Below are 15,576 nucleotides of genomic sequence, written 5' to 3' on the forward strand. Positions count from 1 at the left end.
ATCAAGAATACTTCAACATATTTTAATCCCCATTGAGATTCTCAGTGGGGATTTTTCATTAGTATCAATCTTTGAATTGATAAACAACACAGTTAACTTGCCATTTTTAAACCAAATCATTTGAAAACATAAATGAAATTAAAATACATACTTCTTCTTACAAGTCTTTTTGTAATAAAAATGCAATCTTACGCTCAAGACACTATTTACACCTACTCTGACTCAGAATGGAATGAATGTGCTAAAGAAGATTATTTCTATTATGGTAAAACATTCAAAACGGATAACAATCTATGGGGCCAATTGGACTATTTTAAAAACGGTCAACTACAAATGATAGGTGCACACGAAACTGCTGAACAAAAAGTAAAGCAGGGTCTTTTTATCTACTTTGACGAAAATGGGGATACAACTGGTATATACAACTATGTAGACAATGTAAAAGAAGGCAAATACGTGACTTTCTTTGATAATGGTAACAGAGATATTGAAACTACCCTCGCGGATGGCCTGCAAGAAGGTCTCACAAACTACTATCACGAAAATGGAAAACTATCTTCAACAGGAGACTTCAGTAAAGGTTCCAGAATAGGTGAATGGAAGTATTACGATAAAAGTGGTGAGTACATTAGTAATGAGCATTTTATACAAGAATACACAGCACCTTGTGGCTATCAGCTAAAGTTACCAGCTAGATGGATTCACTCCAGTAAAGATGAATATGGAAAAACAGTACAAGGAATATCTATTGACAGAATATTTAGAAAAGGAGTGAGAGACAACGATAGCAACGAACAGTTTTATGCTCTTGATGCTATATGCTTTGATGAAAGAAACCTAACCCCAGAATCTGTTTGTAAGAACATGGCTAAAATGGAAGGTGCTAAAATGAAAAAAGTTAAATCCTACAAGAAGCTAAAATTTCAAGTTGATGAATTTTATGCCTACACTAAAAAAGGCGATAATGGAGAAACCCTTCAAGTGCTCCTTTTTGCTGAAGCCAAAGGAAAAGACATTGCTCAATTGAAATTTACATTTGATCGTGCGGTTGACCCAGAGGCTTTAAGCGAAATGGTAGAAATCGTAAATAGCCTTTCAATGGATTATTAAAATATCAAAATACAAAAAAGCCCAATCGAGAAAAAATCCAAACTACCCATAGTTAAAAACTCCATGTTATTTCCTTGCTCTAATCTTTTTTAAGATAATGGGAAACCCTAGAAAGAGTTAGGGCGGCCCCCAAAATAATACCCACAAGAATACCAGCCTCGAAAAAATATAAATTATGCATCGTTAAACACCTCTTTAAATTAAAATTCTCTGTTAATTACTCCCTTAAATCAGTCCTGTCCGTCCTATTCAAGTAGTCTTTCATAACCCTCATCGTCTCCCCAATAAATATAAATATAAGGTAGTTCATCTCTGTTTGTTTTTAGCGATTCTCCGTCGATTACCTTAAAACCTCTATGAATAAAATAATCTTTGAATTTCTTCAAGTTTTCAGAATCTTGAAAATATACTAAGTCTGTTTTGTAAAAATTCTTTGTTATGCCCATATCTGCTGAGTGTTTTATTTCATTAAGACAATCTTTTTGCAGTTCTATCATTCTTTTAATCACTGCTTGATTGGATATCTTTAACATTTCTTCTGCCAACGTCATTGTTCTTTCCTCCTGAATTAATTGTGCATCTAGAACGCCCTTATCTTCATCTTTTTTAAAGTGTTTTTCAGCCCATTTTATAACCGAAGCCAAAGATAAATACGCCATTTGAAATCTCCCATTTAAACTAATTTAAAAAACAACTATGACCCACTCTCTAGATATGAGATGTAACGTCCACACCAAAAGAATAGTCTAATTTAACTAGACTGTCAACAACTAAGAATCTGGCTTAATAGTTCTCACTTGAACATAAATTAAAGGGTAGTTAAAGAATTTCTAACCAGATTGCGCAAATTTTCCCCATGAGCACAACCGTCGTCTGCTGCTCCTTGATGCCTTCCAGACAAACCTTTCTCTCTTAGGACGCTAGTTAGTATTCTGAAATGAAACCGAACATCCCCACTGCTGGCTAATTTAACGCAAGAATCTTTCTCGGAATGATATGAGGTTATGGCTCCATGAAGCCTACAAATTAGAGCAAGAATAAAACCTAAGAACATATCCTCAGTCTCTTTGCCGTCTTCCTTTAGTTCCATAACATAATTAAAGACTTCTCTAGTTTTAGAGTCATCCGGTAAAAATTCACCCGTAGGAAAATCATCCCCAAATTTATTTAAAATATCAAAGTATAAGTTACTGTTCATATATCGTCTCCCCTTTTTTTAAGTGGCTGTTTCGAAAAAAAATTATCATTTACGGCAACTGTTAATATTCTAAAATAAAATCTTGAATCCTCTTTCTCGAAAGACTTTATCAAGCAGTCCTTTTCCTCATGAAATGATTTTATGGATTCATAAAGAATCAAGATTGTACGAGCCAAAAAATTTAAAAAAAGACCTTCTTCCTCATGTTCAATCAAGTCTTCAAAGTCTTCGCTTAGACGCCTTACATACTCGAGTGCTGCTAGAGTATCGGCTTCATCTGATAAAAAATTTCCTGTAGGAAATCCATCACGGAACTTATTTAAAATAGGTAGTGCACGTTGCCTTTTGTATTGTCTCAAATTATATTTTCTCAAGAATCCTTCTCCGGGATGATTTTTTTTCAGTGAAATATTAAGTCTTTTATCTCTTACGTATATGTCGCAGCACGGAGGCATATCATCAGGGATAATCATATGGTCATAAACATCTGCAAAAGTACGTTTTTTATATGGGCGTTCATACGACTCAACTTTATATTTTTTCTGGTTCAATAAGACATTTTCTACGTCAAAGCCAATCCTATCAGAAACATAATCGCAATCATCAGTCGACCCAGCAGATATCGATACAACCAAATCCTTATCAAAAATGCTTAGAATATCTATTAACTCTTTCACGGTTACCATTAATCTTCATTCTCCCTTGTGGTATTTATATAAAACATCCATGATGTTGCTGGGTTTAATCTCACTATGTATGCGTCCAAGTTCTATATCTATTTCTTTTATGAAATCTAAAAATTTATTAAGTGATAAATTTTCTTTAACCCGACGGTAAATACAAATATTTTCGTCATCTTCACAGAAAAATTCAAGGACAAAATTAGAACAACCCACACGAAAATCATAAAAAAGATAAGCCTTTATTATAAATTTTGAATTTGTCTCGGCGATAAACCCAGGGTACGGAAAAATCAGGCCGGGGTTAATCTCAATTTCATTAACCCCTGTAATGTTGTCGATATTCTTTAGAGCGCCCCTAATATCGTCAACATCTTTTTCTGTAATTAGCTTATTTATCTTCTTTTTTCCTGTATGTAGCATCCATTATCCACTCATCGAAATCAATAGTATATTTATCTTTATTTTCTCTTTCAATGACCTCAAATGCGCCTTGACAGTCTTGATGTGATAGTACGAAACCATATTTCTTGCCAGATTTAACAATAGACTTTAGGTATCTATTAACTTTTTTACCTCGTTTTTTTCTGTAAGAATAAATTGCATTTTCTGCTTTAACACCAAAATCAAAAGGTGTGTCATCCTCATGAATAGTTAAGTCAATAGAATTAACTCGATAACTATCAAATATACCCTTTAGATGAATTAGAATATCTTTCCAATTAAATTTCAATATTTTTAACATTCTTCCCTCTTCATAGTTTTATTTATATAAGGCGGCGCCTCATTCCTTAAATCTCTCTTCATCATCCTGTCGTCGCATTCAGAGCACAAAAACGGGTGGTTAACCCCCAGATACCCTCCGCCTAGGTATACGTTTCCTGATGTGATTTCAACGCCACATTGGGCACATTTCTTGGGTTTGTTGAATTGGATGGTGAAGAATTCTCCTTTATCTGTCATGCTATTTACCCATTATTTTTATCAAGCCAATTAATGGGATTTTTTGAAAGCCATTTGTAAACTGAGCAGTCAAAATTATCAACTACATCCTTTAGATTTTGATGGGATAAGTTTCCAAGATAAACCCCTTTTATAATTTTAATGTTTTCGCAAATAAGGCTTTCGGAAAAATTAATTGTTAGTCTGGCTATATTTTTAGTTTTATCATCTATTTCTCCATGTCTTAGTAAACTTAAAGAGATTAATGTGCTTTCAATAAGGTCGAGAAGAGAATCTCTTTTTCTCTCCACTATAGAATAATATGAATCATCAAACTCTTCACCTATATGTATGTCGGTATAAACTCCTGACTTAACCATTAAAGAATATATTTTACCTGCTTCAAGCTCAGATTTGCAGTAACAGATAATCTCATCAGCCCCCCTATATATTAAAAATACTTTCTTATAGCTCATCAATTATAAACCTCACTCTTAACTCTCACCTGTTCAACTTCCTTATCAACTTTCTTGCTATCAACCTGATTTTGAGCATGCTTCCAAGCATCAATAACATTACCTGCTTTGATGAGCTCAGCCGTTCTCTTTTGTTTTTCTTCATCACTACTGTCATCCATATCCTTGTAATGACCTGCCAACGTTGAAGCTTCTTTGAAAGCCGCAATAGCTTGTCTAGGGTTTGTCTCATAAGTGTTCATTCCGATTTGATACAAGATATTAGCCGAATGTTCTTTTGTAAATGTTTTTGTAAAGATTGTAGAAATAAATCTGTGAGACAATAACTTCTCGTACAGTGATGATATTGCAGCGTTTCTAAGCAGTCTGTCACCTTCTGTAGAGGCAACAGCTTTTCTCTCATCTAACGTTCGTGCTTTACCATCCTTTCCTTTTTTAGCTCCAAAACCGGCATCGATAGCGGCCATTGTTTTATTGCCGCCATTATCCACGAGATTTACAATAAATTTACATATCTTCTCTTTGTTTGGCCTGTCTATCTCTAACGCTGCGTCTACCAAATCCTTGATAATTTCGTGCAAGTCGTATTCTTTTATTCTCAACGGTCTTGACATTTAACATCCTCAATAAATTTAATTAATAATCGTTCACACCTCATATTGTAGATGTTTTTGTTTTTTATAGCAACTACGCAGGGTTGTTAAAATTGTTCCACGTAGAACATTAATCTACTTTTAATCCATCCAGTTTTTATTACTTTCATACAGTTGATTAGACGCTGATACGTGCTCATTGCATGAATTCTGCACGCTCCTAGATATTATTTCGTAGTTAATATCGTAGCTGTCTCGCGAAAGCCTCTTCAAGCATATTTCGACTGAAGTTCTCATATCTGACCTAGCCAATTGTGCTTTAAGGTCAAGAAAAAATGAGTTGAAAGTTAGACAAAATGCCATCTTCCGAGATTTTGAATCCTCATGCTTGCTCAAATCTACCTTGCTTTTAACTGAGCTTCCTATTTTTTTGATGAGTTCATCTGGTATTTTTATATACGCGTCTTTCTTCATGAGATACTCGTAGTCTGTGAGAATTGATTTTGTTCTCTCAGAGCTGTTTTTTATTTGTTCAGTTTTATTGCCTCTAATCTCGTTTGTTGCCATCTTGAACCGAAGCTCTTGGATTTTATCTAAGTCACCGCCTATGCATGCCTGAGTGTATTGCTCATCAAGGCTTTGGCTGTCTTGTTCTTGGTTTTTGTTTCTGTCCATCTCCTGAATTTCGACAATAAGAAGCTCAATCAATTCTTTGAAAAAAAACAAAGACTTTTTTTGACCAGATTTGTAAGTATCTGAACTCCTCTCTTCTTTACCTATATCTATAAAAGATCTCTTACTCTTATTAATACTAAGAGATGTAAAGTTTTGAGTACCTTTTGGTGTATCGTTTTGAGTACCTTGTTCAATTAGTTTCCTGTTTTCTGTGGATAAGTCCTTTTTGTATATGCTCATTTCTTGGCCTCCTGTTTGGTAAGTGTAAGCACTTCGGTGGTGTGGTCTGAATCGTGAGATTAGTTTCTTTGATAAAAGGCTGTTTATTATTTTAGAAACCGAAACCCTAGATATGCCTAATTTTAGAGCGATGAACTCCATGTCCATTTTTCTTGGCTGTTGACTGGTTAGGTTCTTGAGCAGCGAGAATGCTTTCTTCTCTTGATTGGTTATTTTATTGCTTTTTAGCGTATCTATCGGGAACCAGTAACCAAGGGATTGTCGACATAGTTCTTTAGCCTCACAGAAGGCGGAAGGATGGTCTATACTTGACGTTCTGAAAGAATAGGTGCCATCGGGTTTCCTATGTGTTAAACCCCTCTTAGAAAGGGAATTTAGAGCATTCTTGATGCCACTGGCAGATGAGCTCATATTTTTCCCGATATTTCTGTTTGAGCACTTGATCGAGAAAAAAGAAAGGTACTGGATAACAGCGAAAACTGTTATCTCAATAGGTGAGCATAAATTAAACACTTCGTTGGGAACGAACCCAGAATAAGAGGTTGGGGCAAAGTGGGCATTAAATTTTTTTGGCTCAGTATAGAGCTCTGATTGTGAAGATATTATAGATGATACATTTTGTAACGCAAGCATAGTTTATTTCCCGTTTAAATTTAAACCGTCAAACAAACCCTTGCAATCGCATTCTAATTTACATAGAATTTAATAGTACTAAGTTTGTTGGGGTTTCCTTGTAAGATAGACCAACATTTCGGCTAGCGTCATCGTATCCGGCGCTAGCCATCCCTAAACCTACCTCTTATCCCATACCAAATCAAGCTTATTGCTAAAACTTGAGATATAGCTTACAATCGTTAAGTCTAATTTAAATTGTCTGCTTGGCAATAAAAGAGGTTAACCATGAAAGAACATTCGTATTTTCCCCGGATATTTATGATAGCAGTAATTGCTTTGCTGTCGTTTATAGCGGCAAAATTAAGCCCGGGATATGTACATGTTATTACTATAGTATCGTATGTATGGCTTTGTATTATGGCGATTCCATTAGGGATTATTGCTATATTCTTTATTTTTATTGGTCTACCGTCAATTCTGGAAAATTTATTTGAATTTGATGATAAAGCTAAACGTAGCCGTAATCCTGATGTATTTTTCGATGATTCAGCTAAAAAAAGAAGGTAAAAAAATAAAATGATTAAAAAAAACAATCCCGGAAGACCGAAAGGAAGTAGCCCAACAAGGAAGAGCATCGCGTCAGTAAAAAAGGCCATCAAGTATTTTGGCGAGTTTGATAAGGATTTAGGGGATGCGATAGGCGTCTCAAATAGATTGGTGTGTAAATGGAGGTTGGGGCAATCATGCGTTTCACTGAGGTGTGCCAAACTAATAGAAAAGAAAACTAAAGGTGAGATAAAAGCATCAGATGTATGTGTTGATAGAATTTGATTTAAAAATAAACAAATAAAAATTATTATTTTTTGTGTTGACAATCTAATTAAAATAGACTACGATTACCAAATCAGCAAGCGTTGATATTGTTGTAAATCAAAGGAGATGATAAAATGAACACAGAAAAACAAATAAGAAATTTAGAGTTATGCATTTTGACCGAACCGAAACAAAACGGAGAAGTTGATATGTACCCAAAAGACCAGCCTATATGTTCACAATTAAGGTTAGAAGCCTTAGATTCAGCCATATCTCGCCTAGAGTCAATCCATATTGACCTTATTAGGGCGGCAGAAGTAAATAACAAAATAAATGACGTACTCTATGATGAAAAAGACACTCCATTTCCGGGTTTGGATGTTTTTGACGTGCTAGATAAATTAGACGATATGATTTGCTCAAAAATTAAAAGAATAAAGGATTTCCCCGGGGGGTATCAGCTAACGCGGCATGAGCTTTCAGAGCTAAAAGAAGAAATACAATCTCCTGAAAACCAATCACCGTTTGGTGCTGGAACCCCTTCTTTTTCAAATGTTATGGAGGATATTTAAATGGAAGATAATAAATGCAATTTAAATAATTCTAAAAAATATGAGTTTATATCATATATTGGAAAACGCGTGTACGAGTTGGCTTATGAGTTGGACTATAGTTGCTCTGAAATTAGGAACGAGCTTAGAGACATAAGTTTTAGAATAGATAGGGAATTGCTGAGATGAAGGGTTTCTTAAACGATGTTAAATGTGCACTTAAAGATAAATTAAAAGATGAGGATTTAATTTATTATATTGACAAGGAGCTGATTAGTCTTGATGAGAAATTAAACGAACTTAACAAGTAAGGAGACTTAAATGAAAACTACAGACACGCATTACTGTCCATTCTGCGATAGAGACAGGTTGTTAACTGAATGGGATACCTGCTCTAAATGTGGACGTAATTTTACGGAGGGAATGGACGAGGATAAATTGCTTGAAGTTATTAAGGGGCATAGGGAGTTAATTAAATTTCTTCTTCATTGGATTGGTGAAATTGAAAATCTTCAAAATGAAAGTTACGGGTTCATTAATGACGATAAAAAAGTTGCTGAATTATTCAGAATGAGAATGCCGGTCATTCAGGGGCTTGATAGCTCATTAATGGTTCGTAGAGTCCATGAATATGTTGAGAAAAACTCATTTGACAAAAAAGCAGCCGGAGAAGCGGTTAGACAGATAGATGAGTTTTTAAAAGAGGAAGATTAATATGGAATTTTATTGCCAAACATGCGGGATAGACGTTAAGCCAACCGGTTTAAATACTTGCCCTACTTGTGATGAGGATCTCAGTCAGGATATACACGAATGCCAATGCGGAAATACGGAGGATTTAAGCGAGTGTAAAATATGCGGGGATTCAACATGCAAAGAGCATACCCTAGTATTTGGGGAGTGCTTGAGTGGAACGCATGTTGAGTCGGAAATTTGCATGGAATGCTTGGGAATTATGGAGGAAGATTGACATGAAAGATTTTATCAAACCTATTGGTATATGTGGGTGCGGAAAACACGGTGAGCTATCTCATTATCAATGCGGGTCATGCGGTTCTTTGTTGTGTGTCGCTTGTATTAAATCATTTAAGCGCTGTGTTGGCATAAACGAGATAGTGGAAAAACCATTGTGTATACAATGCTTCGACATTATGGAGGAAGAATATGCTTAATGATATTGGTTTTTTAGAAAAAAGAAGGTTAGGTATTGGCGGCAGTGATGTTGCCGCAATACTTGGAAAGTCTACATTTAAAACGGCTGTTGACGTGTGGAGAGAAAAGCTAGGCGAGGTTAAATATGAAGAATTAAGTCCTTGCGACACGAAGACCGCAAGCAGGTATTGGGGTAAGATTTTAGAGGAGCCTATTATAAAGGAGTATGAGAAAGAAAAAATAACAGACGTAATAAGGGGAAAAGAATACGGGCAGCTTGTTCATCCTGAATATCCGTGGCTTATTGCAAATATTGACGGAATAGCAAAGACGAAAGAAAGAGGTGATGTTTTGCTTGAGGTTAAAAATTGGGATCATGATAGATATGAAAAATGGGGAGAAGAAGGAAGTGATCAAATCCCATTAGATTATACTTTTCAGGTTCATCATTACTTGAATGTAACAGGGATGTATGAGGCAGACGTGGCAATAAGACTAAAGGGAGTTTTAAAGTTCTTTCACATTAAAAGAAGTCAGGAGTTAATAGATGGGTTTCATCAGGCACTTAAAAACTTCTGGTTTATCAATGTTCAAAAAAAGATAGCGCCTAAACCTCAAGACTTGCCAGATGTAAATAAGTTATATCCTCATTCTGTAAAGACTAAAAAACAGGCAACAGAAGATATTATTTTAGCGGTCACGAATGCTAGGACGCTTAGAGATGAAATCTCTGGTAAAGAAAGAGAGCTTAAAGAGAACAAGCTAAAGATTGCGAGCTGCATGGGATCTTGCGATACGCTTGTGGCGGGGAACGAAAGGCTGGTTACTTTCAATCAAAGAAAAGACGGTGTCAGGGTTTTAAAGGTTATATAAATGGAGGCTACAAAGTGGATATTAGTATATTAAATAAACATGAAAAGTTAATTAAAGCAGTTTTTAAAAATCAAGTTGATGAAGTGAATGACTGTCTTGAATCAGATATTGATATATCTGCAAACAACAATGAAGCATTAAGGATAGCGGAACTAGAGCTTTATTCAGCTAAATCTTCGGTTATCAGAAATGAGGCAATAGTTAATTTATTGAGGAGCAAAACAAATGGGTGAATTAGTCAAGGAAGGGGTAGATTTTTCTGTCCTTGCGAAAGATGTTTATATTTTTGCAGACAAAATAAAAAACGCAGGTGATTTTATTCCATCTAATTTACAAGGAAATGCAGGGGCAATTGCGGCATGTATGTTAAGTGGTATAGAACTTGGCTTTAAGCCGATGGCATCCCTTAGGTTAATGTATGTTCATAAAGGAAATGTCGGCATATCGGCATCTGGGATAATAGCTTTACTTAAAGGTGCAGGTTACGCCGTAGAGTGGCCAGAAAGTAGCGAAGAAGTAGCTACAGTTGTTATAACCGCGCCTGACAAAACTTCAATAGAAATGTCTTATACGAAGCAGGACGCAGAAACAGCAGGTCTATGGGGGAAGGTTCACAAGGGAAAATATGGAAATGTTGACTCAGTATGGAAACTTCATCCCAAGGCCATGCTAAGAGCAAGATGCATATCAAATGCCGCTAAAGCATTTGCCGGAGAAGTTTTAGCAGGAATTTATACCCATGATGAAATTGATGAAATAAAAGAAAGAGAGGAGAAACCCGTAAATGAAATTAAAACCAGTAGAAAGTCAGGGGTTCAGGAAGCAAAGAATGCATTAGGGATAACAGAATCTTCTTTGGATGGTGAAGAGATTGAGAAGGTTAAGGGGGAAGAGGTGGCAATTTATGACTATAACGACCCTGTCGCAACAGAATCTGAATTGCTTCTTGATGAAATTCAGGCGGCAAACACAATTAGAGACCTTGAGATATGCGCAGAAAAGATAAAATCAAAAACAGATATTAGCGATGAAGATAAGGATTTGCTAAGAGAGGATTACAAAAAACAGAAGGATAGTTTAAATGGATGATTACGAAGAAGATATCGGCACCACAAAAGGACACGATGATATGAGAAAGCCTAAAACGGTTAATTTCGACGTAATGATGAGGAATTTAACAGAAAAAGGATTTTTTCAACATAAAGAAGATTTGAGATCAAAAAAAATATCATTTAAAAGAGATATAAAATGTAGGCTTGAGAAAGAAAGAAGTTTTTTCATTAAAAAGTAAACAATTATACATCAAAAAAGAGGATACGGTATGTTAGTTTTAACGAGAAGAGAGGGAGAGTCATTATTCTTTTATCTTTCAGGGGAAGAAGTAGAGGTAAGGGTTAACTCAGCAAGTAGGTCGGGTGTAAGATTAGGAATACGTGCACCTAAAGAAGTACAGGTTGTGAGGGAAAGGGAGTGGATAAGAGATACTGATAAAGAGTAAATTAATCTGTATTCTTACCAAAATAAAGTCCAGCAACCATAGACGATAGACATAGAAATGTAATGGGGTCATAGTAATACGCACTTATCACATGAATTTGATTAGAGCTTGTATTGAAAAGGCCCCATAAATAGGATTTGCTAGTTGACACGGGAACGGCTGTTTTATTGCCTAGAAAGTTTGTGAAAAATAATAATAAAGGCGCCATAATGAAAAGTGAGAAGGCTATTAGTCTTCTGGCAAACCTAAATTGGGTATTTTCACGAAGTCGATCACGGAATTTCATCATGTCGATCAGTAAATTTCATCAAGTCGATCGCTGAATTTCATCATAGTCGATCACTTTTGGGCAATTATGAAAATCGGTGATCGGCATGATGAAATTCAGCGATCGACTTGATGAAATTTACTGATCGACTTCGTGAAAATACCCAGCTGGATCCCGCATTACGTGGTGATTTATTGGAAATCATTGACGATCGCTATGATCAACGCTCACTGATTATCTCTGCTCAGTTGCCGGTAGAAAATTGGCATGACTATATTGGTGATCACACTATTGCTGATGCCATGCTTGATCGGATCGTTCATCAAGCAATCACACTTAACTTAAAAGGAGAATCGCTCAGAAAAAAACCAGCTTAGTGCTATTTTAGTACCGCTATTGGAAGGTATTAAAATGGTTGTTGATGGAGTATGGCTTGACCCATGTCGATCGCTATGCTCTACTCTTCAAGACTCGAGGAAATTCATTGCGATCATGAAATTTAGCGATCGGCATCATGAAAATACCCACTAAATTGATATTTTCTTGCGTTTTGAGTGTCTTTTATTGAATCTTGGAACCTTTGATGCTGAATGCGAATTGACAGTTTTCGCTCACTGTGCCCATTATCTATTTTTTTATGTATTATACCATTTAAGACGCCTAAAATATAACCACCTCCTGCAAAAGAGCCTATATCAATAAGTTTTTGGGTTTGCGTTATTAATTCTGACATCTTTAATCTCCTTTATTTATGTTTTCGTAAATAATTTTCTCTAAAATATCAAGCCTTCCAGTTAATAAACCTATGTCTCTATTGTTTTCATTGTTAATGGAAACTTGGCTATGCCTTTCTTCGTCTATTCTTCTAATATAAGCATTAAAGCTTTCCCTTGTTACAATATTTTGAATAACAGACTTATTCCGAGAAACAGAAGAGCTCAAAGAAGAAAGAACCTCTTCATTATCTCTAATTTTATCTCTGTTGTTTTGTATAACGGATATACTGTTAGATAAGTATGATACAGATACCTCGCTTACAAAAACAATAATGGCCAATAATAAACCTATTGTGGTTTTTTGATGCCTCTTAAAAAACTTATAAAATATTTTTTCATTATTCATGTGATCGTCCTAAGACGATTTTAATTTAATTAATGGTGTCTACCGATGCTAAAACGACTATGTATCCGCTCTTTGTCTCATCTGAAAAAACGCCCTCCATGCTAGCTCTAAAGTCCAGCATGACTCCTTTTGAAAAATTCTCGTTAAAGATAGAAATATTATTCAATCTAATCGACATGTTGTTGAATTGTAACCCGTAACTTTGTACAGGTGTCTCGGGGTTACTCCCTCTAAAGAAATATGCCTGATTCTGCTCTATGGGGTAAGGGTTACCATTTGAAGGCATTAATATTTGAGAAGACCCATCTATGTGGTTTACCTGCCCGTCATAAGCTAAGTACTTTGTTTCAGGGTTGTTAGTTGCAATAGCTGGCTGCATTATTTTACTTCCATCTTCTATGCCACTACCAATCCATAAAAAAGACGCCGCATAGTTATCATCTGAGTAGTACACATCAAATAGCCTTCTATTTTCATGTACTGAGTCCTGTGTAACAACAATCTTTTTATGTCCGTTAATGTCTTCGTCTTTTGTTTCTTTATTTAATAAGTCAATAATCATAATTACCTCTTTTTTTAATTTACCCTGTTAATGAAAACTGAAGGCTAGTAATGTTTTTTAATTGTGACCCGAACCCATCTCTTTCTGCAAAAATACTAACTTCATCATTTGTTGACAATGTAAGGGGAAAGATTACATTTCCTATGTCATTCTCAGCAGCAAAAGAAACAGATTCAGCAACTACAGTTCCATTAACAGCAAGCGCAAACGAATATCCATTGTCGGTCGTGTCATCAATATTACATTTTACATTTGCCAAAAATCTTTTTGTTTCAGTTCCTGTGTACTGCAACCTTGAGTTTGTCGTGTTAGTGAAATTATCTGTGTTATCAGAATAATAAGTTGCTGACACGGGGATAACCTCAGACAGTGTTCCCGAAAATGTGTTCCCGCGCCCGCTGTAACCATTGTTGACCATATTTACATAACCTGCGTCTACCTCCGAACCTCCTGAACCTAAGGGCCCGTCTGATGCGCTGTCGAAAGCAGGGATTCGGTATGTTGTATTATTCCAATCAAGAGTCAAGTAGCCTGACTGTGTGGGCACTGTTGCACCTATCGCTGTTATTGCCTCCATAGAATTACCAAAGGCTAACCTTCCTGCTGTCGATGGAGCAACGCAACCTGCTCCAAGGCTAACACTATAATTAGGTGCATTGGTCTCTGAGCATGCGGCTCCAATACAGATAGAACCTTCTCCTTGGTTTGTCTTTCCGGACTCCTCGCCTACCGAAACTGCCCCGTCACCTTGAGTTGTTAATCCGGACTCGAAACCTAAAGCAACCGCCCCTGCACCTTGCGAGATTTGACCAGCAAGGTTACCTACAGATACAGAACCTTCGCCCTGTGAGTTCTGACCGGAATTAGGACCTATCGCGACACTTGTTTCCCCTTGCGAATTTAGTCCTGCCGACTTACCCATCGCTACTGCAGACATCCCTTGAGTTGTTAATCCAGCACTATCGCCTATAGCGACTGCCTCCATTCCTTGTGTGTCTTGACCTGCTTGAAGACCTATTGCAATGCTTTTTGTACCCTGTGATGTCTCTGCCGCATCATGCCCAATAGCAACACAAGAAGTTGACTGGGTGGTTTTGCCAGCATTTGGGCCGATCGCGACAGAATCAGAGCCCTGAGTGTCATTTGCCGCCTGATGCCCAAGAGCAATAGAGCTCTGCCCCTGACTGTTGTTGCCGGCTAATCTTCCAAGTGCAATAGAAAGGTTTGCTTGCGCTGTTTGAGCTGCCAAAGAACCTATTGCAATAGAAAAATCACCTTGTGACGTCTGACCAGCACCATTTCCTAGAGCAACAGAGTTATTGCCTTGAGTATTATCAGCGGAATCGTCACCTATTGAAATGTTAGTGACGCCATCTATGCTGAACGAACCAACATAACCACTATCCGCCCTCCAAAATCCTACGGGGTCATCGCAAATAAGGTATATTGCATCGCCCGCTCCTGTAGACGTCACGGACCCCGTAACACCCACTGTGGTAATCTTATTTCCTATCGTTATTTTCTCGGCCGCTCTTTGTTCAACTTTAAATAGGCCGGCTCCCTTACCATGAAGAGCGATAATATCTCCAAGAGAGGGGGAAGAGGGAAGATTGATAATTTGCTCCGACGAGCTCGTAAGTAAATATCCTGTGCCTGATTCTGTATTAACTATTTCGTCACTTGTTTCAATTGTGGTTAGACAGCAATCACCACCTGTGTCACCGAAAGGATTAAAAGAATTAAAAGAATTATCGGCAGAATCGGTGCTCTGATTAAAAGAATTTGTTGGGGCCGCTATAACTGGTTGTTTTTTGTAAATTTCCTTCATTTTGATATTTCTCCTTCATATTTGCCATAAAAAATAACATTCAAAAATGTATCGTTCTCAGATAAAAATTGAAGTGTTGAAATTCTTTCTCCTAACGGGTCAAAAACAGGCCTCGCTATTGGAACAAGCTCAGATGCCTCGTTTGTAAAGATTCCGACAGTGGCGGGAGCAAGAGAGCTATCACCATAGCCACACCAAACAACACCACCGGACGCAGGAATAAACCTCACATGATAGGCGGATTCTGGAACAGTAATTGATGCAGGCGTACGAGCCTCAAGGCCTATTTTGCTTGACTGCTCAACTTTAGGCCACGGTATTTCATTCGTAACATAACCGCTGTCATCTCTTCCTATTCTTAATTTGCTAAAAATACTCAT

Annotated in this window: 24 protein-coding genes; 10 read left to right on the forward strand and 14 right to left on the reverse strand. The window is 36.7% G+C overall.

Features of this window, described 5'->3' with window-relative positions; genetic code table 11:
• The first annotated feature begins 132 nt into the window (after positions 1–132).
• Positions 133–1,110: a hypothetical protein gene (locus tag Q0688_RS16065; protein ID WP_299079067.1), complete on the forward strand. Its 978-nt coding sequence runs from the start codon at positions 133–135 to the stop codon at positions 1,108–1,110.
• 245 nt (positions 1,111–1,355) lie between these two features.
• On the opposite strand, the gene Q0688_RS16070 is transcribed toward Q0688_RS16065, so the two are convergent.
• The 9 genes from Q0688_RS16070 to Q0688_RS16110 form a co-directional block, all read right to left on the reverse strand.
• Complete coding sequence (locus tag Q0688_RS16070) at positions 1,356–1,769, reverse strand: hypothetical protein (RefSeq protein ID WP_299079069.1); 414 nt, start codon at positions 1,767–1,769, stop codon at positions 1,356–1,358.
• Between the two features lie 149 nt (positions 1,770–1,918).
• Entirely contained in the window at positions 1,919–2,308 is a 390-nt protein-coding gene (locus Q0688_RS16075; protein ID WP_299079072.1) for a hypothetical protein, read from the reverse strand.
• Positions 2,305–2,994 (reverse strand): hypothetical protein, encoded by a 690-nt coding sequence (locus tag Q0688_RS16080; RefSeq protein WP_299079075.1) that lies wholly within the window; start codon positions 2,992–2,994, stop codon positions 2,305–2,307. Before Q0688_RS16080 ends, Q0688_RS16075 begins: the two co-directional genes overlap by 4 nt.
• A gap of 6 nt (positions 2,995–3,000) precedes the next feature.
• Positions 3,001–3,411, reverse strand: coding sequence for a hypothetical protein (locus tag Q0688_RS16085; RefSeq protein WP_299079078.1), 411 nt, complete (start codon positions 3,409–3,411; stop codon positions 3,001–3,003).
• A complete protein-coding gene (locus Q0688_RS16090) occupies positions 3,380–3,733 on the reverse strand; it encodes a hypothetical protein (RefSeq protein WP_299079080.1) in 354 nt (117 codons plus the stop codon). The genes Q0688_RS16085 and Q0688_RS16090 overlap by 32 nt, the downstream gene beginning before the upstream one ends.
• Complete coding sequence (locus Q0688_RS16095; protein WP_299079083.1) at positions 3,727–3,951, reverse strand: hypothetical protein; 225 nt, start codon at positions 3,949–3,951, stop codon at positions 3,727–3,729. The genes Q0688_RS16090 and Q0688_RS16095 overlap by 7 nt, the downstream gene beginning before the upstream one ends.
• Positions 3,952–3,956: 5 nt before the next feature.
• Positions 3,957–4,406: a hypothetical protein gene (locus Q0688_RS16100; protein WP_299079086.1), complete on the reverse strand. Its 450-nt coding sequence runs from the start codon at positions 4,404–4,406 to the stop codon at positions 3,957–3,959.
• Complete coding sequence (locus tag Q0688_RS16105) at positions 4,406–5,020, reverse strand: hypothetical protein (RefSeq protein ID WP_299079087.1); 615 nt, start codon at positions 5,018–5,020, stop codon at positions 4,406–4,408. The genes Q0688_RS16100 and Q0688_RS16105 overlap by 1 nt, the downstream gene beginning before the upstream one ends.
• A gap of 120 nt (positions 5,021–5,140) precedes the next feature.
• On the reverse strand, positions 5,141–6,547 hold the full coding sequence (locus Q0688_RS16110; protein WP_299079089.1) for a hypothetical protein: 1,407 nt from the start codon (positions 6,545–6,547) through the stop codon (positions 5,141–5,143).
• Between the two features lie 267 nt (positions 6,548–6,814).
• Here Q0688_RS16110 and Q0688_RS16115 point away from each other — a divergent pair, with 267 nt between their 5' ends.
• The 9 genes from Q0688_RS16115 to Q0688_RS16155 all read left to right on the forward strand — a co-directional run bounded on the left by Q0688_RS16115 (position 6,815) and on the right by Q0688_RS16155 (position 12,061).
• A complete protein-coding gene (locus Q0688_RS16115; RefSeq protein ID WP_299079092.1) occupies positions 6,815–7,096 on the forward strand; it encodes a hypothetical protein in 282 nt (93 codons plus the stop codon).
• Positions 7,097–7,476: 380 nt separating this feature from the next.
• Positions 7,477–7,914: a hypothetical protein gene (locus Q0688_RS16120; protein ID WP_299079095.1), complete on the forward strand. Its 438-nt coding sequence runs from the start codon at positions 7,477–7,479 to the stop codon at positions 7,912–7,914.
• Positions 7,915–8,214: 300 nt separating this feature from the next.
• Positions 8,215–8,607: a hypothetical protein gene (locus Q0688_RS16125; protein ID WP_299079098.1), complete on the forward strand. Its 393-nt coding sequence runs from the start codon at positions 8,215–8,217 to the stop codon at positions 8,605–8,607.
• 450 nt (positions 8,608–9,057) lie between these two features.
• Positions 9,058–9,918, forward strand: a complete 861-nt coding sequence (locus Q0688_RS16130) for a YqaJ viral recombinase family protein (protein WP_299079101.1) — start codon at positions 9,058–9,060, stop codon at positions 9,916–9,918.
• Positions 9,919–9,932: 14 nt separating this feature from the next.
• Positions 9,933–10,151 carry a hypothetical protein gene (locus tag Q0688_RS16135; RefSeq protein ID WP_299079104.1) on the forward strand — a complete coding sequence of 73 codons (219 nt, stop codon included), beginning with the start codon at positions 9,933–9,935 and terminating at the stop codon, positions 10,149–10,151.
• Positions 10,144–11,007, forward strand: coding sequence for a recombinase RecT (locus Q0688_RS16140; protein WP_299079107.1), 864 nt, complete (start codon positions 10,144–10,146; stop codon positions 11,005–11,007). Before Q0688_RS16135 ends, Q0688_RS16140 begins: the two co-directional genes overlap by 8 nt.
• On the forward strand, positions 11,000–11,209 hold the full coding sequence (locus Q0688_RS16145) for a hypothetical protein (protein ID WP_299079110.1): 210 nt from the start codon (positions 11,000–11,002) through the stop codon (positions 11,207–11,209). The genes Q0688_RS16140 and Q0688_RS16145 overlap by 8 nt, the downstream gene beginning before the upstream one ends.
• A 30-nt stretch (positions 11,210–11,239) precedes the next feature.
• Positions 11,240–11,416, forward strand: coding sequence for a carbon storage regulator (locus tag Q0688_RS16150; protein WP_299079113.1), 177 nt, complete (start codon positions 11,240–11,242; stop codon positions 11,414–11,416).
• 399 nt (positions 11,417–11,815) lie between these two features.
• Complete coding sequence (locus Q0688_RS16155) at positions 11,816–12,061, forward strand: ATP-binding protein (protein ID WP_299079116.1); 246 nt, start codon at positions 11,816–11,818, stop codon at positions 12,059–12,061.
• Between the two features lie 122 nt (positions 12,062–12,183).
• Here the strand turns inward: Q0688_RS16155 and Q0688_RS16160 are convergent, their stop codons facing one another.
• Genes Q0688_RS16160 through Q0688_RS16180 form a run of 5 tightly spaced genes read right to left on the reverse strand, consistent with a single transcriptional unit; the run spans position 12,184 to position 15,576 of the window.
• Entirely contained in the window at positions 12,184–12,417 is a 234-nt protein-coding gene (locus tag Q0688_RS16160) for a hypothetical protein (protein ID WP_299079119.1), read from the reverse strand.
• 2 nt (positions 12,418–12,419) lie between these two features.
• Complete coding sequence (locus Q0688_RS16165) at positions 12,420–12,806, reverse strand: hypothetical protein (protein ID WP_299079122.1); 387 nt, start codon at positions 12,804–12,806, stop codon at positions 12,420–12,422.
• 25 nt (positions 12,807–12,831) lie between these two features.
• Positions 12,832–13,368 (reverse strand): hypothetical protein, encoded by a 537-nt coding sequence (locus Q0688_RS16170; RefSeq protein ID WP_299079125.1) that lies wholly within the window; start codon positions 13,366–13,368, stop codon positions 12,832–12,834.
• A gap of 19 nt (positions 13,369–13,387) precedes the next feature.
• Positions 13,388–15,196: a hypothetical protein gene (locus Q0688_RS16175; protein ID WP_299079128.1), complete on the reverse strand. Its 1,809-nt coding sequence runs from the start codon at positions 15,194–15,196 to the stop codon at positions 13,388–13,390.
• Positions 15,193–15,576 (reverse strand): hypothetical protein, encoded by a 384-nt coding sequence (locus Q0688_RS16180; protein ID WP_299079131.1) that lies wholly within the window; start codon positions 15,574–15,576, stop codon positions 15,193–15,195. The genes Q0688_RS16175 and Q0688_RS16180 overlap by 4 nt, the downstream gene beginning before the upstream one ends.

Origin of the sequence: uncultured Paraglaciecola sp. (assembly GCF_937123705.1) — a bacterium.
GTDB lineage: Bacteria > Pseudomonadota > Gammaproteobacteria > Enterobacterales > Alteromonadaceae > Paraglaciecola.